This window comes from Erysipelatoclostridium sp. An173 (assembly GCF_002160495.1).
Taxonomy (GTDB): Bacteria; Bacillota_I; Bacilli_A; order Erysipelotrichales; family Coprobacillaceae; genus Thomasclavelia; species Thomasclavelia merdavium.
The window spans coordinates 1-20,275 of record NZ_NFKR01000030.1; the positions used below are offsets into that span (position 1 = coordinate 1).

General features: G+C 27.2%; 30 protein-coding genes. 1 reads left to right on the forward strand and 29 read right to left on the reverse strand.

The genetic code is table 11. The features are described from left to right. The 24 genes from B5F09_RS11220 to B5F09_RS11335 all read right to left on the reverse strand — a co-directional run. A partial coding sequence (locus B5F09_RS11220; protein WP_143357504.1) for an ATP-binding cassette domain-containing protein occupies positions 1–259 on the reverse strand: 259 nt, incomplete at its 3' end. Positions 260–498: 239 nt separating this feature from the next. After that, complete coding sequence (locus tag B5F09_RS11225) at positions 499–1,500, reverse strand: C45 family autoproteolytic acyltransferase/hydolase (RefSeq protein ID WP_087374226.1); 1,002 nt, start codon at positions 1,498–1,500, stop codon at positions 499–501. A 110-nt stretch (positions 1,501–1,610) separates the two neighbouring features. Beyond that, a complete protein-coding gene (locus B5F09_RS11230; protein WP_087374228.1) occupies positions 1,611–2,111 on the reverse strand; it encodes a GNAT family N-acetyltransferase in 501 nt (166 codons plus the stop codon). 100 nt (positions 2,112–2,211) lie between these two features. Next, positions 2,212–2,973, reverse strand: coding sequence for an alpha/beta fold hydrolase (locus B5F09_RS11235; RefSeq protein ID WP_087374230.1), 762 nt, complete (start codon positions 2,971–2,973; stop codon positions 2,212–2,214). Between the two features lie 166 nt (positions 2,974–3,139). Beyond that, entirely contained in the window at positions 3,140–3,331 is a 192-nt protein-coding gene (locus tag B5F09_RS11240) for a hypothetical protein (protein ID WP_087303414.1), read from the reverse strand. A gap of 30 nt (positions 3,332–3,361) precedes the next feature. Further along, on the reverse strand, positions 3,362–3,796 hold the full coding sequence (locus B5F09_RS11245; protein WP_087374232.1) for a DUF3592 domain-containing protein: 435 nt from the start codon (positions 3,794–3,796) through the stop codon (positions 3,362–3,364). 46 nt (positions 3,797–3,842) lie between these two features. Next, entirely contained in the window at positions 3,843–4,256 is a 414-nt protein-coding gene (locus B5F09_RS11250; RefSeq protein ID WP_087374234.1) for a DUF3788 domain-containing protein, read from the reverse strand. A 53-nt stretch (positions 4,257–4,309) separates the two neighbouring features. Next, entirely contained in the window at positions 4,310–4,765 is a 456-nt protein-coding gene (locus tag B5F09_RS11255) for a GyrI-like domain-containing protein (protein ID WP_087374236.1), read from the reverse strand. Between the two features lie 19 nt (positions 4,766–4,784). Beyond that, positions 4,785–5,234, reverse strand: coding sequence for a GNAT family N-acetyltransferase (locus B5F09_RS11260; RefSeq protein ID WP_087374238.1), 450 nt, complete (start codon positions 5,232–5,234; stop codon positions 4,785–4,787). Positions 5,235–5,267: 33 nt separating this feature from the next. Beyond that, a complete protein-coding gene (locus B5F09_RS11265) occupies positions 5,268–5,666 on the reverse strand; it encodes an SRPBCC family protein (RefSeq protein ID WP_087303422.1) in 399 nt (132 codons plus the stop codon). Positions 5,667–5,917: 251 nt separating this feature from the next. Beyond that, a complete protein-coding gene (locus B5F09_RS11270; protein WP_087374239.1) occupies positions 5,918–6,445 on the reverse strand; it encodes a flavodoxin domain-containing protein in 528 nt (175 codons plus the stop codon). A gap of 127 nt (positions 6,446–6,572) precedes the next feature. Beyond that, positions 6,573–7,226 carry a hypothetical protein gene (locus B5F09_RS11275; RefSeq protein WP_087374242.1) on the reverse strand — a complete coding sequence of 218 codons (654 nt, stop codon included), beginning with the start codon at positions 7,224–7,226 and terminating at the stop codon, positions 6,573–6,575. A 96-nt stretch (positions 7,227–7,322) separates the two neighbouring features. Beyond that, positions 7,323–7,613, reverse strand: a complete 291-nt coding sequence (locus B5F09_RS11280; RefSeq protein ID WP_087374244.1) for a hypothetical protein — start codon at positions 7,611–7,613, stop codon at positions 7,323–7,325. A gap of 29 nt (positions 7,614–7,642) precedes the next feature. Then, positions 7,643–8,323 (reverse strand): dihydrofolate reductase family protein, encoded by a 681-nt coding sequence (locus tag B5F09_RS11285; protein WP_087374245.1) that lies wholly within the window; start codon positions 8,321–8,323, stop codon positions 7,643–7,645. Between the two features lie 210 nt (positions 8,324–8,533). Further along, a complete protein-coding gene (locus B5F09_RS11290) occupies positions 8,534–8,923 on the reverse strand; it encodes a phosphatase (protein ID WP_087303273.1) in 390 nt (129 codons plus the stop codon). A gap of 7 nt (positions 8,924–8,930) precedes the next feature. Beyond that, complete coding sequence (locus B5F09_RS11295; RefSeq protein WP_087374248.1) at positions 8,931–9,269, reverse strand: thioredoxin family protein; 339 nt, start codon at positions 9,267–9,269, stop codon at positions 8,931–8,933. A gap of 13 nt (positions 9,270–9,282) precedes the next feature. Continuing rightward, the gene (locus B5F09_RS11300; RefSeq protein WP_087303269.1) at positions 9,283–9,543 is read right to left on the reverse strand and encodes a hypothetical protein; all 261 of its coding nucleotides are present in this window, start codon (positions 9,541–9,543) and stop codon (positions 9,283–9,285) included. An 11-nt stretch (positions 9,544–9,554) separates the two neighbouring features. Then, positions 9,555–10,559: a permease gene (locus tag B5F09_RS11305; RefSeq protein ID WP_087374250.1), complete on the reverse strand. Its 1,005-nt coding sequence runs from the start codon at positions 10,557–10,559 to the stop codon at positions 9,555–9,557. Between the two features lie 84 nt (positions 10,560–10,643). Continuing rightward, entirely contained in the window at positions 10,644–10,919 is a 276-nt protein-coding gene (locus tag B5F09_RS11310) for a helix-turn-helix transcriptional regulator (RefSeq protein WP_087374252.1), read from the reverse strand. A gap of 176 nt (positions 10,920–11,095) precedes the next feature. Beyond that, entirely contained in the window at positions 11,096–11,605 is a 510-nt protein-coding gene (locus B5F09_RS11315) for a pyridoxamine 5'-phosphate oxidase family protein (RefSeq protein WP_087374254.1), read from the reverse strand. Beyond that, positions 11,602–13,035 (reverse strand): 6-phospho-beta-glucosidase, encoded by a 1,434-nt coding sequence (locus B5F09_RS11320; protein ID WP_087374256.1) that lies wholly within the window; start codon positions 13,033–13,035, stop codon positions 11,602–11,604. The genes B5F09_RS11315 and B5F09_RS11320 overlap by 4 nt, the downstream gene beginning before the upstream one ends. Positions 13,036–13,050: 15 nt before the next feature. After that, complete coding sequence (locus B5F09_RS11325) at positions 13,051–13,290, reverse strand: SemiSWEET transporter (RefSeq protein ID WP_087303259.1); 240 nt, start codon at positions 13,288–13,290, stop codon at positions 13,051–13,053. A gap of 214 nt (positions 13,291–13,504) precedes the next feature. Beyond that, positions 13,505–14,338 (reverse strand): MurR/RpiR family transcriptional regulator, encoded by an 834-nt coding sequence (locus B5F09_RS11330; RefSeq protein WP_087374258.1) that lies wholly within the window; start codon positions 14,336–14,338, stop codon positions 13,505–13,507. Positions 14,339–14,449: 111 nt separating this feature from the next. Then, on the reverse strand, positions 14,450–15,406 hold the full coding sequence (locus tag B5F09_RS11335; RefSeq protein WP_087374260.1) for a hypothetical protein: 957 nt from the start codon (positions 15,404–15,406) through the stop codon (positions 14,450–14,452). A 252-nt stretch (positions 15,407–15,658) separates the two neighbouring features. On the opposite strand from B5F09_RS11335, the gene B5F09_RS11340 reads away from it, so the two are divergent. After that, positions 15,659–16,477: a Cof-type HAD-IIB family hydrolase gene (locus B5F09_RS11340; RefSeq protein ID WP_158095843.1), complete on the forward strand. Its 819-nt coding sequence runs from the start codon at positions 15,659–15,661 to the stop codon at positions 16,475–16,477. A 980-nt stretch (positions 16,478–17,457) separates the two neighbouring features. On the opposite strand, the gene B5F09_RS11345 is transcribed toward B5F09_RS11340, so the two are convergent. The 5 genes from B5F09_RS11345 to B5F09_RS15385 form a co-directional block, all read right to left on the reverse strand. Beyond that, positions 17,458–17,718 (reverse strand): prevent-host-death protein, encoded by a 261-nt coding sequence (locus B5F09_RS11345; RefSeq protein ID WP_087303505.1) that lies wholly within the window; start codon positions 17,716–17,718, stop codon positions 17,458–17,460. A gap of 83 nt (positions 17,719–17,801) precedes the next feature. Continuing rightward, the gene (locus tag B5F09_RS11350; RefSeq protein ID WP_087374264.1) at positions 17,802–18,107 is read right to left on the reverse strand and encodes a type II toxin-antitoxin system RelE/ParE family toxin; all 306 of its coding nucleotides are present in this window, start codon (positions 18,105–18,107) and stop codon (positions 17,802–17,804) included. Further along, on the reverse strand, positions 18,100–18,390 hold the full coding sequence (locus B5F09_RS11355; protein ID WP_087374265.1) for a type II toxin-antitoxin system Phd/YefM family antitoxin: 291 nt from the start codon (positions 18,388–18,390) through the stop codon (positions 18,100–18,102). The genes B5F09_RS11350 and B5F09_RS11355 overlap by 8 nt, the downstream gene beginning before the upstream one ends. Before the next feature lie 70 nt (positions 18,391–18,460). Then, positions 18,461–18,940 carry a relaxase MobL gene (gene mobL / locus B5F09_RS11360; RefSeq protein ID WP_143357506.1) on the reverse strand — a complete coding sequence of 160 codons (480 nt, stop codon included), beginning with the start codon at positions 18,938–18,940 and terminating at the stop codon, positions 18,461–18,463. 65 nt (positions 18,941–19,005) lie between these two features. Then, complete coding sequence (locus B5F09_RS15385) at positions 19,006–19,578, reverse strand: IS3 family transposase (RefSeq protein WP_204215303.1); 573 nt, start codon at positions 19,576–19,578, stop codon at positions 19,006–19,008. Positions 19,579–20,275: the final 697 nt, after the last annotated feature.

The window sequence follows — 20,275 nt, forward strand, 5'->3', positions numbered from 1 at the left end:
TAACCTGTTTGCGACGATAACTAGCCATTTTTTTATAATCATAACTGCTTATTTCATTATCATCTAAAAATATTCTTCCAGAATCTGCTTTATCAACGCCACCAATAATATGCAGCAATGTTGATTTACCACAGCCAGAAGTTCCAACAATTCCGATAAATTCATTTTGTTCAACTGTCAAATTCAAATTATCGAGGACAATTAAATCATTAGCATCATGATATGTTTTTTTCAAATTTTCAATTTTTAATAGTATCATATTCTTTCCCACCTTTTATGATTAAATTGTAAATAAATTCAATCAAGTATCTTTAATCCCCATTTATTATATCTGTGACTTATTTAATATTAATTTTTTCTTCTTATCTATATTATATCAAAATAAAAATAGTAAAATTCTTTATTTTACTCAAATGTAATAAAATATATTTATACGTTATTTTTTATTAAAATATACAAAAGAAGGTAGAAAATAAAAATCATTTTCTACCAAAAAACTTAATATGAAAATTTAAATCGAGTATCCTCTTTATACTTTTTTCTAGATGGATTACCCTCAACTCGATAAATCTTTTTATTTGATAAATCATATCCAACTGACCAAACAGTATCAGCTCCAGTTTTGCGATCATATTGACACATAAAACCATACTTTCCTGATAATATATCAAGAATTGTTTCTTTTGATATATTATTGTTGTTTAATGCATTTAAAGCAACATGATAACGTTCTAACGAATGCCAATTATCTATTTGATAATCAGTATATTTACTCATATTAATTGAGTTAAAATGATTTGTTGTTACAACATACCCTTTTTTATCAGGATAAATAATACTAATATCTTTACTATTACATTCCACAACAGCAATTTCACCACTAGCATCAGCTAGTGTAATAGTCTGGCTTGAAGCAATTGGAATAGTTTGTAAAACTTTTATTGCTTGAAAAACAGTTTTACACTTTTCTAACAAATAACGGACTAACATACCACCGTTAAATCCTGGTGCTATATCTAAAGAATAAACAAAGGTAAGGCCAATGGCTAAACCAAATTCGTTTACACCATCTTCCATTTCCACAAAAGCCGTAGTATTACCATTAAACGCATATCCATGATCTAATGAGTATAAACAATTCATATATAATTTTTCAATTTGAACTAAAAAATCACTATTACGTCCTAAAAATATATTTTTTTGATCACTATAAGCAATACAAGTACATTTATTGTTAAATTCAAAACAATACATACTTAATAAAAATGCTAACATATCTTGATAAGATGTTCCTTGCCCTTTAGCAATCCCTTTAATTTCTTCTAAAATTTCCGGATAATACTTTTGATAAATAGGAATACATTTTTTAGTAAACTCTTTTCGCTTTTTGGAAACTATAAAAGTGTCTTGTTTAGCGATAATAACATTATTTTTTTGTAATAAACTACCCCAATGAAAACCACAGTCATAGTGACTTCCCTTAAATTTGCAATGATACATTTGTAAATTACCTCCTCGATATTCGAGCAAGATCTTCCTCATTTACAATCTTAATTGAATAAAAATTTTAAGTCAACGAATTAAAATTTTATCCAATATTTATCATATTCTTATAGTTCTATTTCATAACCATGTTCATATAAAATTATTTCTTCATCAATAATTTCGCTATGAACACCTTCTTTTTTTACAAAACCATTTTTCAAATATAAGTTAATAGCTGGATAATTAAAATCAACTACTAAAAGTCGTAAATAGTTATAATTTAACTTTCGGGCAATTTCTTTAGCTTCATCTAATGTTTTACTGCCAATACCTTTTTGCATATATAAAACATTTACACCTAATCGTTGTATGTATAATGCTTTTGCTGCTAGTTCTTTCCATTGGATACTATCTATATTATCATCACATAAACAAAATGCTGAAACAATTACACTATCATCCTCTAAAACATAAAGCTGCTTATTTAAAATATCACTTTCAAAAAATATACTTGGATAAACATCATCCCATATTGTTATTTTATTTTTGTTCATATTTTCAACTATATCTTTATACATAGTTTTAAGCTGTGGTAAATCTTGCTTATTAGCTAATCGTAATTTCATTATTCGCTCCTTATCTTTCTTATTAAAATCATAATAACTATAAGAATCCGTAATATTTCATACGGATTCTTTACTTTTAATTATAATTAAATATAAATGATTATTTATTCAAATCTAAAATAAAATCTTTTACTAAAACCGAAAATTTTTCAGCATTTGATAATATCGTCGGATGACCGCCTTTTTCAAACATATAAATTTTACCCTTGGCAACTATTTTGCACATTTGCCTATATTCTTCATACATATCCTTTCGACACATCTGATCTTCATGACTACCTACAAAAAGTATTGGTGTCTTTAATAGAGCTAAATCTTTTATAAACAATGGTCTTTTGCTTTGAGCACAATTAACTAATGCCCTAGTATTGGCATCAATTACTTTCTCCCAATCTTCTCCTTGGCACCATTTGTAAAATTCTCTTGCACTCTTATCAGCTTTGGCTTTATTTCTTTCTGCAACTAACTCTTTTGCAAAGTTTTTATGTAAAGTTCGTCCATCAAAACTATCTGCAATTATTTTATTTATTAAATCTGGTCTTTTTAAAGCAACATTAATAGCAGTCCATGCACCACCACTACATCCTATAATATTTACTTTTTCTAAATTAAGATATTCTATTAATTTAATCACTTGATCTGCCTGATAAATCCAATGATTTTCTGGAAAGTGTTCAATACGTTGTGATTTTCCATTACCTAAAAAATCTAATAAAATAATTTGAAAATTACAATCGTATAAAGAAATTAAATATTGAAACATTTTTGAAGACGCACTATCTCCATGTAACATAATCAAAGGAACACCTTGACCATAAATCTTATAATATATCTTTTTTGAATAATAATTAAAATATGCCATATATAAGCCTCCTAATCTTGTCATATTATGATTAGCAAGGCGTAATAGCAATTATACACCTTGCTATTACAAATAATTGAAAATACCCATTACCAGTTCCTCCTTTTTCTAATAATTTACTATCAATAAATTGTTCACTATTACTGATTAAAAATTAGAATTTTTATTATTTTCGTTTTCCAAAATATTCTACTAAATTAGATATGCAAGAAATTATCCAGAATATTGCAATTATAATTAAAACAATTCTCCATCCTTTAGAAACTTCGGCAACAAAAATAAAAGTGTACAAAGCAAATATACTTAGTAGCAAACAGATTATCGTTGTAATTACTTTTATTTTCGTACGCTTATCCATAATTAAACACCTCAACAAACTCTCTTTTATCTATCTAAGCCATACAGCAATTCCAACAAACAAACCACATAATACAGCTACACTTCCTAAAATCAAACAGGCTAGAGAAGAAACTATGTCTTCTTTATAACCATCTATATAGCTATACTTTGAATAATTTTTATCATACCAGATTTTTACCTGGTCGCCACTTTTATATTGACAATGTGTTGTTCCAAAGTTGATTTCAATTCTTATAACCTCATTATCAACTACATATTCATAAGTTGGAAAATAAGCACGGCGTCTTTGCGTGTTCATTGAACTAACACTTACGATTTTCCCATATGTTTGTGATAAGCATCTGCGTTTTTTATCTCTTTTACTTTTAAAATAAAAATATCCTTGCCTTGCAAAAATGCCACCTATTAAACAAAACATTAATGGAAAAATGATTCCAAACATAAATTTTTCAAACAAACTCATACAATGTCCTCTTCATTAAACTCCAATTTAGCCGAATATAGAATTATTATTTTTTATTCGGTTTTCTTTTAATAGCCAACAGTTTAATATAATCATCAAATTCAGTCGTATCAATAGGTTCAAACATGACCCATTTTCCATCACGATATATTTTAGCCTCATCATATTGTTTACAGATAGAACCAGAAAGAGTATCTCTGATATCTTCAAATTTTGCTCTTTCATCTTTTCCAAAGATAATCATGAAACCAATACAGCTACTTTTAGCATACAGACAACAAAGTGTTTTACCACCTCTTCGATATTTGTACTCATATGTCCATTTTTTCCCACCATTATTCCATATTCGATCCATTTCATATTTTTTATCGATCGTCATACATAACTGTTGCCAAATTTCATACAATGATCGTCCAAGCAATTCAATCATGGATGATTCCGTTGGTATCTTTTCAAGCATAATCTCTTCACCCATTATTCTAATTTATATAACCTTAAGTATATTAAAATTTGTTAAAGTTCTCTTATTGGAAAATACAGATAGTCTTTTCCTGTTGCTGGGTCAGTATAATCGTGAACTGCTCCAACTAGAGCAATACCCTTTTCATTTATTTTTCTAATGGTTTCTTCAAAAACTCCTTCATGATTTTCAACAACTATATATTCATAGCCTGGTATTGTCCATTTTGTCCAGCCATCAGGTGCTTTTGCATCATCAAAACATTCTACTCCTGCTAGATACAGCCCTTTACTAAAATCATCTTCCCACGGTTTAAAAGAGCGGGAAATATCAGACATGGCACCCCATATACCTACAAGTTTTCCATTTACATCTTTCTTTGCTAGATGCGCTACTTCATTAAAATGACTATTTGCATCATTCCATAATTTTTGGATAAATCCTTTACCATCTAATGTTGAACCCTCTTTTCCAATGACAACAAATTTTTTCTTTATCACCTGAACCATTGTATATCTCCCAAAATCATTATTTATCAACTTTTTTCATATATAATAACGGATATGGATTTCCTTGTTCGTCCAATTCTGTTCGTTTATAAACCTCAAAGCCCATATGTTCATAAAATCCTTTTGCGCGAGGATTCTGTTCATTTACAGTTAATTCATTGATTGAATAATTTTCAATACCATATTGTAGTAATTGTTTCCCAATTCCTTGTCCTCTATATTTATCTAAAACAAATAACATTTCCAGCCTTTTATCGTCAACACCCATAAAACCAACTGGATTTCCATTTTTATTTTCTGCAATTACTAAAATTGAAACATCTTTTATAGCTTGAGGAACATATTGTTTAATATTATTTATCTCATCAACTGATAAAAATAAATGAGTTGCTTTAACAGAACTTTCCCACACATCTAATAATTTTTGTACTAATATAGAATCACGTTTGTTTATTTGAACTATTTTCAATTTACATTTACCTCCAAAATTTATAACTTTAATCTATTGTTCCAAAAAATCCTTCAAGTCTTTAACAAATTGGATCTGTTGTTTCTTTAAATAAGATTTAACAAAAGGTTTCATAAACCATTTTTTAGCAATTACATGCTCTGTAAAGTCTATTTCAGTTTGATTTCCATTAGAAGTAAAAGTACCAATCCAATGTCCATTCATATTACTATTATCCATATCAAATTCCCAACGTTTATATGGTTTTACTACAGTAACAGTAAACGTAGTAGCATAATTTTCATTAGTATATTCAATAAATTGTTTTTCACTAATGATTTCCGTTTTACTTAAATCACTGCGCCATGTATTATATTTATCAACATTTAAAACAACTTCCCAAACTTTATAAATATCACTATTAATCACTTCTTTTATATTAGAAACTGTCATTTTTATCCTTCCTTTCAAATTAGGATCGTTATCTATATCCTTGAAAAAAGTTCAAAATTAAGGCAATAAACTATTATTCATTATTAAAAGCAAATGAACTGCTTGTAACATCAATATTTTTATTGTCAACAAATTATTCTTCTTTATAATTCGTTGCCTCTATAAGATACAAAGTTTAGGTGTAAAATACTCTCATTCCATTATTTTGTAATATTTTTTCTCTAATACAAATTATAATTTATCTTTTACTTTTATATTTCATTAATTATTTTATCTAAACTAGAAAAATCTACAAAATTAACTTTTTGGTTATAAGTTTCTATCATTGCTCTATCTTCAGCTGTTTGCTTTTCTTTTGGTAAATTCTTAACTGCATTATAAAGCAATTTCATCATAGTTTTATGTTTAAAGTTTAATTTTGAATAATCTATTCCGCCTCTTAAATGGAATATTTTTGCTTTTTCAAAAATTTCTTTTGATATCTGTTTTTTGATATTATTCCTGATATTATTTTTATTCACTTCATCCATTGGATCTGAAAGACCAACTGTTACAATAATAATCTTTTTGTTTACGATATTATTTAATTTTTTTATCGTTTTTGACATGCCTAGTACTCCACCAGCATACAATCCACCTAAATAAATAATGTTATCATAATCATTTATTTCTTTTACATTTTTAAAAGAAATTGCTTCTATATTAGTCCTCCTTGAAAGTTCTTTGGCATATTGTTTGGTTGTTCCATAATGAGAACCATATATTATAATATTACTCATAACATCCTCCATTTTATATTTACTTTTGGCAAACTATTTTATAGATTTTCTCTCCTTTAAATTTTTATTAAAAACTTATTTTTCTATTTTGATACATAAATAATAGCTAAGATTATTTCTAGTTTAATTATCTACATTTGTTATTCCATTTTGCCCTAACTAATCTTTTAGAAACATCTATTTCTTCTATATATTCATAATTTTTACACCATTTACAAAATATAGAATTTTTGTTTAATATCAATTTTGTTATAAATGAATTTGGTACAGCATTCCATCCATTTTGTGGCACTAATTTTTTATAGATTTTATCTTGATCTCTATTGATTTCATATATTCCTTCTAAATATCCCATTTCTTTTTTGGGACAAATTTTAAATATTCCCTTTGTATCTTTGTTCATATCAAAGCATGGTGAAAAATTTATTTCTATTTTTCCATCTTCTAAATGAACTATTATCTTACTTAAAGAATTAGACTCTTCAAAAATATACTCTATATTTTTATCTATATAAGAATTATTATCTAAATCTACTTCTACAAAGGATAAAGAATCAGTATTAGCAAATTCCAATAATTCGCATTGATTACTGTATCTTGCATAATACCTAAATTGCATGTTCATCGGCATAGAAAATTTATCTATTTTAATTTTTTTATCTTCAATTTTACATTTTATCTGCGTATATTTTTTTCTTATAAAATCAAAATTGTACATAAAAAATAAAGGTAAAAAATTTGGGTTTTTAGATCCATATCCTATAGGTGCTAATAAATTCATAGGTATAGATTTTTTACTTGAAAATTCTTTTATATAAAAATCTATTTTTCTATTTTCTAAATCTTTAAAACTAAATGATATACATTCGCAATTATTTTATTTTTCTAAATATGCTTTTTTTATAGCTACTCGTACATGTCTATTTAATCCTTTTTCAGCAACATTAAACTTCTCATCTTCTTGAAACTGTAAAGAAATATCATCATAAACATCGACATAACTATCTTTTCTATATGCAACTATTCTATATCCATTACCATAAGGTTTCCCATCAATATATTGCAATTCAAAACCTTTATATATTTTATCCGGTTTTTTCTCAAATGGAATAATTGCTAGCTTCTTTATCGGACTATAATTTACAATAAAAGGAATTATATTTTTCATATAAAATTTTCTCCACAAATCTAGATTTGTTAACTAATTACTTCATAGCGTAATCTAAGATATGAGTCTTCCAAAACCACACATTCTTGTAATTTCAATACCCCTAATTTTGATAATTCGCTTTCTGACAATAAAGATTTCCCATCAATTAAAGTTGATGTATCTTTACCTCCAATTAATATCGGTGCTACTACAATATCAATATAATCTATCAGCTTTTCATGAAGAAACAATCCATTTAATGTACCACCAGATTGAATTGTTATTCTTTTGCAACCATATTCTGTTTTAAGTTTTGTAAGAACATCTTTCAATGATAATTTATTTTGATATATAATATGAAGATTATCTTCTTTAATTTTAAATGCTGGATGATTTTCATTAGATGTAACTAACACAAATTGTTTTGATAAAGCACAAAAGTAATGTATACCATGTTCGTTTAAATGGTTATTATCAATTAAAACAAAGGAAACAGGTGTTTTATTTGGCATATTAGCTGTATTAACACCGATTTTAGCTTGCACTCTTCCAGAATTAAGTGACCATAAGTCTGTCGTCTGCTCAATTTCATAGTATTGGTGTAATCCTTCTTCAACCCCTTTAATTTTAGGAAAATCCTTATCTACATCTAAATTATCTGATGCACCTGTACTAATCTTGCCATCAACAGACATTAACATAAATAATGTTGTAATTGCCCTGTCCATTTTAAACCTCCTTAAAAACATAATTTATCTATATTTTTGATTATATCATATCTTCTTGTAATTACTGAAATCATATTCATAAGTAATCTTGTAAAATGAAAAATTGTATTCGACTTCTAAATAGCTAAAATAGAAATTAATCTTCTAATAGCGTATTTCTTATTTATCGTACCTTTTCATATAATAAAAAAGGAACTTTTAAAAGCTCCTTTAATATTCTAAATCTTTTATTTTCCTTTCAATTTCTTTAATAATTCTAATAAATTCATCATCACTTTTACCAGTAGGATCATCTAAATTCCAATTATCATCGAAATTTTTACCAACATATGGACAATTAACATTACACCCCATAGAAATAGCTATATCTACTTGAGGGAGGTCCTGGACTAATTTACTATACTGATCTTGTTCCATATCAATTTGATACATTGCTTTAATAAGTCTAACTGCATCCTGATTAATTTGTGGTTTTAATTCTGTTCCACATGAATAAAATTCATATCTATCATTCATAAATTTTTTCCCTAATGCTTCAGCTATCTGACTGCGACAGGAATTATGAACACAGACAAATGCAATTTTGAGTTTTCTTTTCATGTGCTAATTAACCTTCCATTTTTACTGATAAAATATGTTTCACTTCATCTACTGATAAAACTTTCCCAAAAGAAACAACTTCTCCATTTAATACTAATGCCGGTGTTGACATAACTCCATAAGATGAAATTTGTCCAAAGTCAGTAATATGCGTAATTGTTAAATTTAAATCCAGCTCAGCTACTGCCTTTTTTACCGATTCTTCTAATTTTTCACACTTTTTACATCCTGATCCTAAAATTTTAATCCCAGCTTCTTTTTTTAATTCCTCAGCTCTTTCAATATTTTCTTGATTAATTTGATGACAACAACATTCCTTTTTTTCTTTCTTTTTAAACAAATTCATATTAACGCTCCTTTTATTTTTCATACTCAAACTTTGATTCAACATTAAGAATATATTCATTTTCTTTGCTTTTTCTAACTCTCATCCATTTTTCATCTAGATATTCATTAATATATTCTATAATCTCATCAACAGGATATTCTTTACCATCCTGTCTAAGCTCTAAGCCACAACAAGTACATGATCCAATTGCATGAATAGAATATTCTATTCCTTTTTTCTTTAATAACTGATTGATATCTACTATCATATTAAAATTAACTACATTTGACATATGCTTTCCTCCTAATACAATAAAAATGAAAATATATTAAATAAATAACCAACAATAATAATTCCTAAAGTGCATATTGTAATAAATAATGCTAATAATTTTGGCTTTACAGCTTTTTTTAACATGATAAGTGAAGGTAAACTTAATGTTGTTACTGCCATCATAAAGGCTAGTACAGTTCCAAGTAAAGCCCTCTTAGCTAGTAAAGCTTCAGCAACAGGAATAGTTCCAAAAATATCAGCATACATTGGAATTCCTACAATGGTTGCTAAAATAACTCCAAAAGGATTATTTCCACCTAATACATTTTCTATCCATATTTCTGGAATCCAGTTATGAATAATAGCTCCAATTCCTACCCCTATCAAAATATATGGAAAAACTTTTTTAAATGTTTCTATAACCTGCTCTTTAGCATATTGTAGACGCTCTTTCTTACTTAAATCTGACGAACTAATATCTACACTACTAGATTTCATAATAAAATCTTCAACATATTTTTCCATATGCATCTTTTCAATAACAGTTCCACCAATAACTGCGATAATAAGTCCCACTATAACATAAGCAATAGCTATTTTTACTCCAAAAATACTCATCAACAAAACAAGGCTTCCTAAATCAACCATCGGAGATGAAATCAAAAATGAAAAAGTCACTCCTAAAGGTAATCCAGCACTAGTAAATCCAATAAATAGTGGTATAGATGAACACGAACAAAATGGTGTTACAGTACCCAATAAAGCAGAAATGATATTTGCTTTTATACCATGAAATCGACCTAAAATTTTCTTACTTCTTTCTGGTGGAAAATAGCTTTGAATATAAGAAATAATAAAGATTAGTACACATAACAATACTGTGATTTTAATAACATCATAGATAAAAAACTGAATGCTGGCTCCAATATTGGAATTAATATCTATACCAACAGAAGTTAACAATAGAGCAATAACTTCATTTAGCCAGTTCATTTTTAAAATTTGATTTTGAAAGAACAACCAGATTTCTTTCATAGTTCCTCCTTGTATCGATATATTTCGATTTATAGATTTGAATTTTTGCCACCATAAAGGTGGCTTTATAAAACGAAGAATAATTTACACTCGATAATCTTTTAAATACTGGATAACTTTTTCAATCCCATCACTTGATAAAGAATAATGTGACCACTTTCCATCTTTTCTAACATTAACAACTTTTGCATCTGTTAATATCTTCATATGATGTGATAAAGTAGACTGACTTACATCAAGAATTTCTAAAAGTTTACACGCACAATGTTCTCCATCTTTTAAAATATCTAGAATCTTCAAACGATTAGAATCACAAAATGCCTTAAAAACTTTTGCTTCCTGATCAAAATCTTTACCCATATAATCACCTCACATCTATATTCTTCGATATGATAATATCATACACATCGATAAACGTCAATATGAGTTTGAAATCATTTATATAATTTTTTATCAATAACTTTCAACCAAACTTATAATATCAAAATAAAAATGAGCAATTAAAAAACTGCTCATTAATTTATTACATAAATTCTTTATTCTAGTGTAATATGTCTTTTAGTCTTTTCTTCAGGATGAATATTATTTCTTCTTTTTCCTACCATATCTAATACTTTTAATCTAAATACAGTTGTTGCTTTCATAAGATTTGTATTAAATTTAAATTCCTCAGAATGATAATGTCTCATCAAAATTTTCAATGCTTTAAATTTATTGTCATCATCTACAAACTCTATTTCTCCATGACCAATTACACTAGCATATCCCATTGTACATGACATTCTTTCATCATAAAGAATAATGTTATGTTCACAATCCATTTCAAAAGTTACTTTATTATTTTGTCTAATCAAGTCCAATTTTTTTCCTTGATTAGCACAATGAAAGTATAAATATAACTGTTTTTCTTCCATATCAACACCAAAATTAAGTGGAACTATATATGGATAATCTTCATCGAATAGTGCTAAACGACATACATCACATTTATTAATAATATTCATAATTTCATTAAAATCTGTTATTTCTCTATCTTTTCTTCTCATAAAACCTCTCCATTTGATTCAATAACTTTTTTATACCATTCATAAGAATCTTTTTTACTTCTTTCTAGCGATCCGTTTCCTTCATTATCCCTATCGACATAAATAAATCCGTATCGTTTCTTCATTTCACCGGTTGTAAACGAAATACAATCAATACATCCCCATGGGGTATATCCTATTAAATCCACACCATCTTCTTCAACAGCTTTTTTCATTTCCTGAATATGTGCTCTTAAATAGTTAATGCGGTATCGATCATGACAACTTCCATCATCTCCCTTGACATCAACTGCCCCAAATCCATTTTCAACAATAAAAAGGGGTTTTTCGTATCTTTCATAATAAATATTCATAGCATATCGTAATCCTTTTGGATCAATAGCCCATCCCCAATTTGTTACTTCTACATATGGATTATCTACACTATATTCACTAGAACCGTCTGTTGTATGACTAACATCTTTGTAAGAAGTTGAACTTACTGTATTAGACATATAATAACTAAAGCCAATAAAATCTACTGTTCCTTCTGCTAAGATTTTTTTATCTTCTTCAGTAATATCAATATTAAATCCTTTTCTTTCAAATAATTTCAATGCATAAGCTGGATAGTGACCACGACATTGTACATCGCTAAAAAAATAACGATCATGCATCATTTGAACAGACAACATCATATCTGATGGCCGACACGAATAAGGATAAATAGGCACTAATGAAATCATACATCCTATTTGAAAATCAGGATTAATTTCTTTACCCGCTTTAACTGCTAAAGCGCTAGCAACTAGTGTATGATGAGCACATTTATACATAGCTTCTTCTGGATTATCATAATCACCAAAATGAACACCGTTATTTGTCCAGCCATAAATATCGTTTTTATAATTCATTTGATTATTGATTTCATTGAAAGTCATCCAATACTTTACCTTATTTTTATATCTTTCAAAGCAGACTTTGGCAAATTTGACAAAGAAATTAATTGTCTTTCTATTCATGAATCCACCATATTCTTTTGCTAGATGATAGGGCATTTCAAAATGAGATAATGTAATAACTGGTTCAATTCCATATTTTAATAATTCATCAAAAACATTATCATAAAACTGCAATCCCTCTTCATTAGGTTCATCTTCGTCTCCTAATGGAAAAATACGTGTCCAGGCAATAGAAGTTCTAAAACATTTAAATCCCATATCTGCAAACATGGCAATATCTTCTTTATAACGATGATAGAAATCAATTCCAATATGATTTGGATAATATTTTCCTTCAATAATACCATCTGTAATTTCTCTAGGTATACCATGTGCCCCAGCTACCATTACATCAGCTACGCTTAATCCTTTTGATGTTTCTAACACACCACCTTCAAATTGATGAGCTGCTAAAGCTCCACCCCATAAAAAATCCTTGCTTAAAACCATCTTGTTCTCTCCCTTTTACTTATATTTTATTTTGTAAATTAATATAATGGACGCAAAAATAAATGTAATGGCATTTGCTCCTATTAAATTATAATCCTTGATATTCCACCCATGAATAACCCACAACAACACACCTATTACAAACATTGCATACATACCTAAAGATATTCCAGATGTATCTTTCGTTTTAATAACTTGATATGCCTGTGGTAAAAAAGATAATGTTGTAAGTACAGCTGCAATCGTTCCAAACATATTAATCCTCCTTCGAATACAATGAATTTTAGTTGATAAAACATTCCATCTTTTGTCTTTAAACTGATTACATGTATATCGTACTATAGTTTTAGATATGTTCAATAGATTACATTTATTGTGGAATATTGCTACAAAATTTATAATAAAACATAGTAACAAGATGTTACATTGTAACAAAAAATAGCCAAAAACATGCTTATATTAAATTTTATCACGTCTTTTTATCAAATAACGCACCATAAAGCTGATCCACTTCTTTAGCTTGCTGTAAGTTTTCTGAAATTAATACACTATACATCAAGTCAAAAATATATTTTAAAGAAATATAAAAAACCATATCCTTTAAACTTTCAAACTCATCATGAATAACACCATACAATAAAACAGCTTGTTTTTTTGCAAGAAGATTTTTTTTATGACTTGTAATAATAATAAAAGGAATTTTTCTTTTAATCAAAATATCAGTAACATTTAAAAGATGCTCATCTTTACCATTTTTACTTATCATGATTACTGTATGATAATGATCCACATTCAAGCTCAACCATAGCTGCTTATCTCTATTTTGATAAACTGTTGTTATTTTCCCAGTGCTTAATAATAAATGACTTGCATATTCACCAATACATGCATTTGTATCATTAGCAATAATATCAATATATTTATTCTTTGAAATATAATCCATCACTTTTTTTAAAGTATCTATTGAAATCATATTCTTTGTCTGATTGATGATACCCACTTCAATTTCAGATAATTTATTCCTAATTGAAAATAAACTTTCATGAGATAAAATTTCCATATCTTTCAAATAATATTGACTTAAAAAAGAATGGATATTGATTTTAAAATCATTATAATTTATAAAGCCAAGTTTCTTTACAAAACGTACAACTGCAGTTGCACTGGTATATGTATTTTTAGCCAGTTGATGAGTAGATAAATGAATAACTTCTTCACTGTGATCTATAATATATTGAGCTAAATATAAATCATTATCATTGAGTTTATAATCATGTGCTATTTTTTCTAAAATCATACTCATAAATCATCACCATATATTCTTTCTATTTTAGCTATATCATTACATCTTTTATTTATACATTTAAATTATAAACCTTAATATTTATCCGTAAAAATTTTTTTTACATTGGTTTTAATCCGTATTTAAAATATATCTTGCCTCTTTAGCCTGATTATTTTGAATATCATTTTTCATTTCTTCATCACTTTTATCTTGTAGATAAATATAGGCTTTGTTGTCTTGAAAATATACTGCAAAATACTCATCTACATCTTTGTTTGATACCAGGTTATAACAATTTTCACTTCTTTTTTCTAATGTATAAGTCGTACTTTCATCATTACTTTCGCGATCTTTATTATAGGCACCTAGTTCAGCCTGGCTATAATCTTTTTGAACTTCTAAAAACATTTGTAAAGTATATCCTCTTGCATTAGTATAGACATCAGAATAATAAGTCATGGTAGTATAAATATCATCAGTAATAGAATCAGATATTCCCTGTTGATCAATCAACTGTGGAACAGGGATGAAATCTTGATATTGGCTATAATCGATATCAAATTCTTTTTGATAATCATCTAATAGTGTTTGCCATGCCTGATTAGCCTCATTTAATAGTGGCATATTATCAAAAGAAATCTGCTGCTTAGAAGCATCCAGCTCTCCTTTTGCTTTTTCTTCATAATTTTCTGTATAAGTCATATGATATTTTTGGTACTCTTCATCATAAGATTCTATTTCTAGCTGGTATACATCTTGATTTACTTCTTGTTTATATATATAAGAAACTGTTTTTTGCTGATTATTATTTTGTAAAGAAAACATCACGGTATTCTTTTGTGCATCAGATGTAAAAATTTGTCTTATAACGATACTTCGGTGATTAGGATCTGCTGCTATTGAAGTATCTTCTACCCCTATAGACCATTTATCATCATCATAACTATTTTCATCTAAATCATCTTCAACAGCCTGTACAGTAGCTTGCCAAAAGTCCTGTTTTTGACTTTGAGGCTCTACTGATTTTTGTTGATTACATCCCACAAATAAAAACATAAAAAATAAACACAATATAATTTTTTTCATAATATTAATCCCCCAAAAATATTTTACAACATATTCTTTTTTATTTTAACATAGTTTTCTACACCACTAAATAATAAATCATAATGGTATTTTACATCGATGTTTATTATCATCCTATATTTTTGCTATTTATTGATGATAGCGATAAAATAATATCGTTTTATCATTATTGTTTCTAGATATAATTTATTAATTATTTCTTAGTTTTTTTATGTTATAATGCCTATATATGAAATAAAGGAGAATCGATTCATGACTATAAAAATGATTGCTGTTGATATGGATGGAACATTTTTAGATGAAAATTCATCTTATAATCAAGAGCGTTTTAATCAAATTTATCAAATTTTAAAAGAACGCAAAATTCGTTTTGTTGTGGCAAGTGGAAACCCATATCTTAAACTTCAAAATTGTTTCCCAGAGATTAAAGATGAACTTACTTATATTGCCGAAAATGGTGGTTATATTATAGATCAAGGTGAAGAACTTTTTTCTGCTCATCTTTCAACTCAAGATAGCCAGCTTATTATTGATGCACTTAAAACAATGCCTGATGTGCTATGCTGGGTATGTACCAAAGAACAGTCTTATACCTTAGAAACATTACCTGAACAGTATTATCAAATGTTTCTTCCATATTTTCCAAATGTTAAAAAAATTAAAGATTTTAAAGATATAAAAGAACCAATTGTTAAATTTGCTTTATATCTTCCTCAAAAAAATGTCAGTGAACGTATTCATGACCTTACAGAAATCGTTAGACAAAAAGCAAGAATTGTTGATAGCGGACATTACTGCATTGATATTATTCCTCAAAATGTTAGTAAAGGACATGCTATTGAAATTCTTATGGATAAGTTAGATATTTCAGCCGATGAAATCATGGCTTTTGGTGATGCTGAAAATGATATCGAAATGTTAAAAAAAGTTAAGTATGGATATGTTATGGAAAATGCTAAAGATTTTATGAAAGAACAGTTTCAATGGATCGCTCCTTCTTTTAATGATGAAGGTGTTTTAGAAGTAATTGAACACTATCTTAAAAATGATTCTTTTTATAATCAAAAATAAATTATTTTTAATTTAGAAAAACATACGATTTAATAAAAATATCCCCTTTTATAAAGAAAGGGGATATTTTTATTAAATGTAAATATGCTTTATATAATCAATAAATAAAAAAGTAACTCATTTATATTAATAAATTTCTTGTAAAAAGAACCAGTTTGTAAACTGATTCTATCTTACTTTTAATTTTACAGAACTACAATCTGAAATAATAATCATTTCGTTATTGATCATATATCCAAAAACAATACCTTTTATAACAAAATGTCGAATATTCTATCATTAGTTAGCATTTCATACATTACTGAATTTATTTTTAAATGATTTATAACTTTTTTGAAAATTTTATTCTGTTCTCTTTTAAAAACAGCTAAACACTCTCATCAACAACAACCTTCACACTACAATTCTTCTTTTTCTAGAAGTTTAATAAATTCGCTATCTGAATATATCTTTGCTTTTTTTCTTTAATAAGATGAGTTTTTTTCTTGTGTTATTTAATTTACAATAATTTTTTTAGATTTTCTTTATTTACAACATATCTAGGTTATTTGATAATTACTAATTCTGATTGCTTAATATTTTAATATTAATAAAGTAGATATAATAATTCTAATATTTGTTCTTTTGTTTCAATAGGTTCAAACCAATTTGCTGTTGTTCCCTTTTGGAAAATTGCTGTAGCAATATCTTCTAATTGTTCTTTGATTATTTCTTGATTGAACTCTGATAAATGTGTTGGTGGATAGGTTACACTAAATTATAACAGTTCTCTTAGAAACTGTCCAATTTAGTGTAACCTATCCAAGATGCTATCTGCACATTTTATAATACAAACATATTTTTTGTTGATAACATACATTTTAAATCCTATATGATATAATCTTTTTTTTGAAAAATATCTATATCAACAAAATTTTATAAAACACCTATAAAAATTATATTTTTCCAGATATAAGAACAAATTTTGACTCCACATCTTATCAACATTTTCTTTTTATAAGCATCTTCCTGGCTTCCGAAGCACTCATTGTTGGCTTCCCATTTAATCTACTGATTTCTGCTTCCAATATACTGACACTTAAATCTAATAACTGTTCTCTTTTTTCAAATGTTTCAATGCTCATAAAAACGCCATCACATATACCATTCTCTATGATAAATATTGGTTCTTCAGATTCTTTAGCTAACTTAGAAATAGTTGAATATTTATTTTTTAACATTGCCGATGATTTAAAAATCACCCTTCATCACCTTCCTATATTGATTGTCAATAACAATATCAATTTTACACGGTAAATTTACCATGTAAAATTGATATCTTTTCTTAAAATAACTGTTTAACATAATCCTGCAGGCGATGTAGTATTCGTACAATCAAAATAGTTTCTTTAGTAATTTGATAAAATATAATGTAATTATCACATCTTAAAAATCGAAACCCACTATCAATATTATTTTCTAAATACCATACCGTTCCAAGCTGGGGATATTCCTTAAGTTCACCAATTTTATTGAGAATTCTTTTTGCTGTTTTTTCTGCTGCAATCGGATTATTCAAATCATCATAAATATAATCATAAATTCTATCCAAATCTTTTCTTGATTTTGGTGAATAAAATATTTTAATCATTGTTGAATCTCTTTTCAAAATGTTTTAGCATTTCATCTTCAGCAATCCATCCTTCTTCATTAGCAGAAACAACACTTTCATTTAACATGCTCATAAGTTCCATCTCAGCAACAAGCTTATCATACTTCATTGCTTTTTCATACATTTCCTCCTGTTCATTGATATCCATAATCGTATAACACCCATGACCATTTTTTGTCAAATAAACAGGTGAACCAACAGATACTTTTTCTAGCACTTGATTATAATTTCTTAAATCTGAAATAGGTTTAATAACTGGCATAACAATCACTCCTTACATCATTATTATACACATTTATTAAGAATTATTCAACGTAATATTTTTAGAAGAATTATACTAATAATTGATTTTCCATTCTTTTATTATATTCCTCAATAGCTTTATCTATTTCTCTTTGCTGTTCACTAGCTACTTCTAAAATATATGATTTGATTCTTATTTCAGACAAATATTTTCTGGTACGATAGTTTCTTTTCTTTGAAGATGAACTGACTTTTTTACCATCAGTCTGATTATAAGTATATTCGCTTTTTTTATAATTCTGTAAAATATAATTCCCTACTCGTTCGTAAAATTTATTAAGCTCTGCTTCTTTGATACTGCTTATGTCTCCACCCTGTTCTTCCATGACTTCCTGAAGCATATCTAGTTTTTTCATATACTGATGAAATTGTTGACTTAATTTTTCATCACTGTTGATAAGATCATCAATAATTGATTTAATGATCGGCTGATATTCTTTCATATTTATTGAATTATATTGAAGCCTTCCTGTCTTAGGTAATACTTTATATAGATCTTTCAATTTCATGTTTTGACTTAAATCAACGTGGTACTATGTCAAGATTTTGGACCATATAAATATGAGAAATTTAATTAATTATTACTGATTAGATAGTCTTGCTCATATTCATTTGGTGATTTATAATCACAATGTGAATGTACTCTTATCGTGTTATAAAATCCTTCTATGTATTCAAATACTAATCTATATGCATGTTCATAATTTGTTATCTTAAATCTGTTTAACCACTCTCTTTTTATTAATGCGTGATATGACTGGTCAATGAAAAAGTCTACGAGCTTTACAAGATCATGACTGTTTTCACACCCAATAAAATAATCCATCCCATCATTGGTAATATCCAATTTAAAGAAAACTCTCTTAGATTTATCCAAAGGACTTGCAATTTCATAGACTTCTTCGCTTACCAGATCCATATTGCCTTCATAAAACATGACAATTGGTGGACAGTCTATTCCTTTCAGAACTTCAGGATAATCTTCAGACATGACAGTTACATATTTTTCATCAACATTATCATTCAGCTTATCGATTTCATTATCTGTTAATCTTTCTTTATAAGCGACAGCCTTAAAAATTTCTTTAAAATCACCTTGATATTTTTCGGCAAAAGCAACCAGTGTTTCTTCTAATGATCTTGACATAACTCTACCTCCACATATTCTTTTATTATTTCATAAATATATCTATAAGATATTTTTTCATTGTTCTTATAATCTTCAACTTCATAATATTCTTTAATATTCTCCATTTTTCATTTTGATACAGTAATAAAAGATTATCAAATATCAATAATGGTTCTAAAATCATAGAAGAACAGAATTATCTTACACCTTATCAACTGCTATTATTACATCGTTTAAAAGGTAAAAATTGTATATTAATATACTTTAACACTTATGATTTAAATACTATTTTTAATAAAAAATTTTAAGATAGTAAGATACTTGGGATTTTACTCAAATAAAAGTTTAAAAACATATGCCAAAATGGCAAGAATTAAATGTGAATCGTGCGGCTTTGAAGAAAATGCATATGAGGGGGTACTTGAAGAATTTCTAGAAATAGAATTATACAAAGGATTAAAACAAAGACAATACAGCTACCAATCTCTAGAATATAATAAGATCATGTTCAAGAAACTGTAATTTTTCTAGCACTTTTTAAGAACCTTATTTTAAAGATATCCATAAAGTTACATTTCTTCATAATATACTTAATGGTAAATCAAAATTCCTATTAAAAAAATAGACAGCTAGCTGTCTATTCATAAATTTCTAAAGATAAACCATCAAAATCAAAGAACAATGTCATTCTTTTGTAAATAAAGTTGTCATAACG

Bases quoted from the DNA above. Each gene is read 5' to 3' on its own strand.
- B5F09_RS11295 (WP_087374248.1), bottom strand. From the start codon at position 9,269: ATGAATTTGTTTAAAAAGAAAGAAAAAAAGGAATGTTGTTGTCATCAA.
- B5F09_RS11275 (WP_087374242.1), bottom strand. From the start codon at position 7,226: ATGAATTTATTAGCACCTATAGGATATGGATCTAAAAACCCAAATTTT.
- B5F09_RS11250 (WP_087374234.1), bottom strand. From the start codon at position 4,256: ATGCTTGAAAAGATACCAACGGAATCATCCATGATTGAATTGCTTGGA.
- B5F09_RS11270 (WP_087374239.1), bottom strand. From the start codon at position 6,445: ATGAGTAATATTATAATATATGGTTCTCATTATGGAACAACCAAACAA.
- B5F09_RS11280 (WP_087374244.1), bottom strand. From the start codon at position 7,613: ATGAAAAATATAATTCCTTTTATTGTAAATTATAGTCCGATAAAGAAG.
- B5F09_RS11315 (WP_087374254.1), bottom strand. From the start codon at position 11,605: ATGAGAAGAAAAGATAGAGAAATAACAGATTTTAATGAAATTATGAAT.
- B5F09_RS11305 (WP_087374250.1), bottom strand. From the start codon at position 10,559: ATGAAAGAAATCTGGTTGTTCTTTCAAAATCAAATTTTAAAAATGAAC.
- mobL (WP_143357506.1), bottom strand. From the start codon at position 18,940: ATGAAATTGAAAGATCTATATAAAGTATTACCTAAGACAGGAAGGCTT.
- B5F09_RS11335 (WP_087374260.1), bottom strand. From the start codon at position 15,406: ATGAAAAAAATTATATTGTGTTTATTTTTTATGTTTTTATTTGTGGGA.
- B5F09_RS11240 (WP_087303414.1), bottom strand. From the start codon at position 3,331: ATGGATAAGCGTACGAAAATAAAAGTAATTACAACGATAATCTGTTTG.
- B5F09_RS11225 (WP_087374226.1), bottom strand. From the start codon at position 1,500: ATGTATCATTGCAAATTTAAGGGAAGTCACTATGACTGTGGTTTTCAT.
- B5F09_RS11300 (WP_087303269.1), bottom strand. From the start codon at position 9,543: ATGTCAAATGTAGTTAATTTTAATATGATAGTAGATATCAATCAGTTA.
- B5F09_RS11340 (WP_158095843.1), top strand. From the start codon at position 15,659: ATGACTATAAAAATGATTGCTGTTGATATGGATGGAACATTTTTAGAT.
- B5F09_RS11245 (WP_087374232.1), bottom strand. From the start codon at position 3,796: ATGAGTTTGTTTGAAAAATTTATGTTTGGAATCATTTTTCCATTAATG.
- B5F09_RS11330 (WP_087374258.1), bottom strand. From the start codon at position 14,338: ATGAGTATGATTTTAGAAAAAATAGCACATGATTATAAACTCAATGAT.
- B5F09_RS11235 (WP_087374230.1), bottom strand. From the start codon at position 2,973: ATGGCATATTTTAATTATTATTCAAAAAAGATATATTATAAGATTTAT.
- B5F09_RS11310 (WP_087374252.1), bottom strand. From the start codon at position 10,919: ATGGGTAAAGATTTTGATCAGGAAGCAAAAGTTTTTAAGGCATTTTGT.
- B5F09_RS11325 (WP_087303259.1), bottom strand. From the start codon at position 13,290: ATGTTTGGAACGATTGCAGCTGTACTTACAACATTATCTTTTTTACCA.
- B5F09_RS11355 (WP_087374265.1), bottom strand. From the start codon at position 18,390: ATGCCAGTTATTAAACCTATTTCAGATTTAAGAAATTATAATCAAGTG.
- B5F09_RS11290 (WP_087303273.1), bottom strand. From the start codon at position 8,923: ATGAAAAGAAAACTCAAAATTGCATTTGTCTGTGTTCATAATTCCTGT.
- B5F09_RS11320 (WP_087374256.1), bottom strand. From the start codon at position 13,035: ATGGTTTTAAGCAAGGATTTTTTATGGGGTGGAGCTTTAGCAGCTCAT.
- B5F09_RS15385 (WP_204215303.1), bottom strand. From the start codon at position 19,578: ATGTCAAGATCATTAGAAGAAACACTGGTTGCTTTTGCCGAAAAATAT.
- B5F09_RS11285 (WP_087374245.1), bottom strand. From the start codon at position 8,323: ATGGACAGGGCAATTACAACATTATTTATGTTAATGTCTGTTGATGGC.
- B5F09_RS11265 (WP_087303422.1), bottom strand. From the start codon at position 5,666: ATGACAGTTTCTAATATAAAAGAAGTGATTAATAGTGATATTTATAAA.
- B5F09_RS11230 (WP_087374228.1), bottom strand. From the start codon at position 2,111: ATGAAATTACGATTAGCTAATAAGCAAGATTTACCACAGCTTAAAACT.
- B5F09_RS11255 (WP_087374236.1), bottom strand. From the start codon at position 4,765: ATGGTTCAGGTGATAAAGAAAAAATTTGTTGTCATTGGAAAAGAGGGT.
- B5F09_RS11350 (WP_087374264.1), bottom strand. From the start codon at position 18,107: ATGATTAAAATATTTTATTCACCAAAATCAAGAAAAGATTTGGATAGA.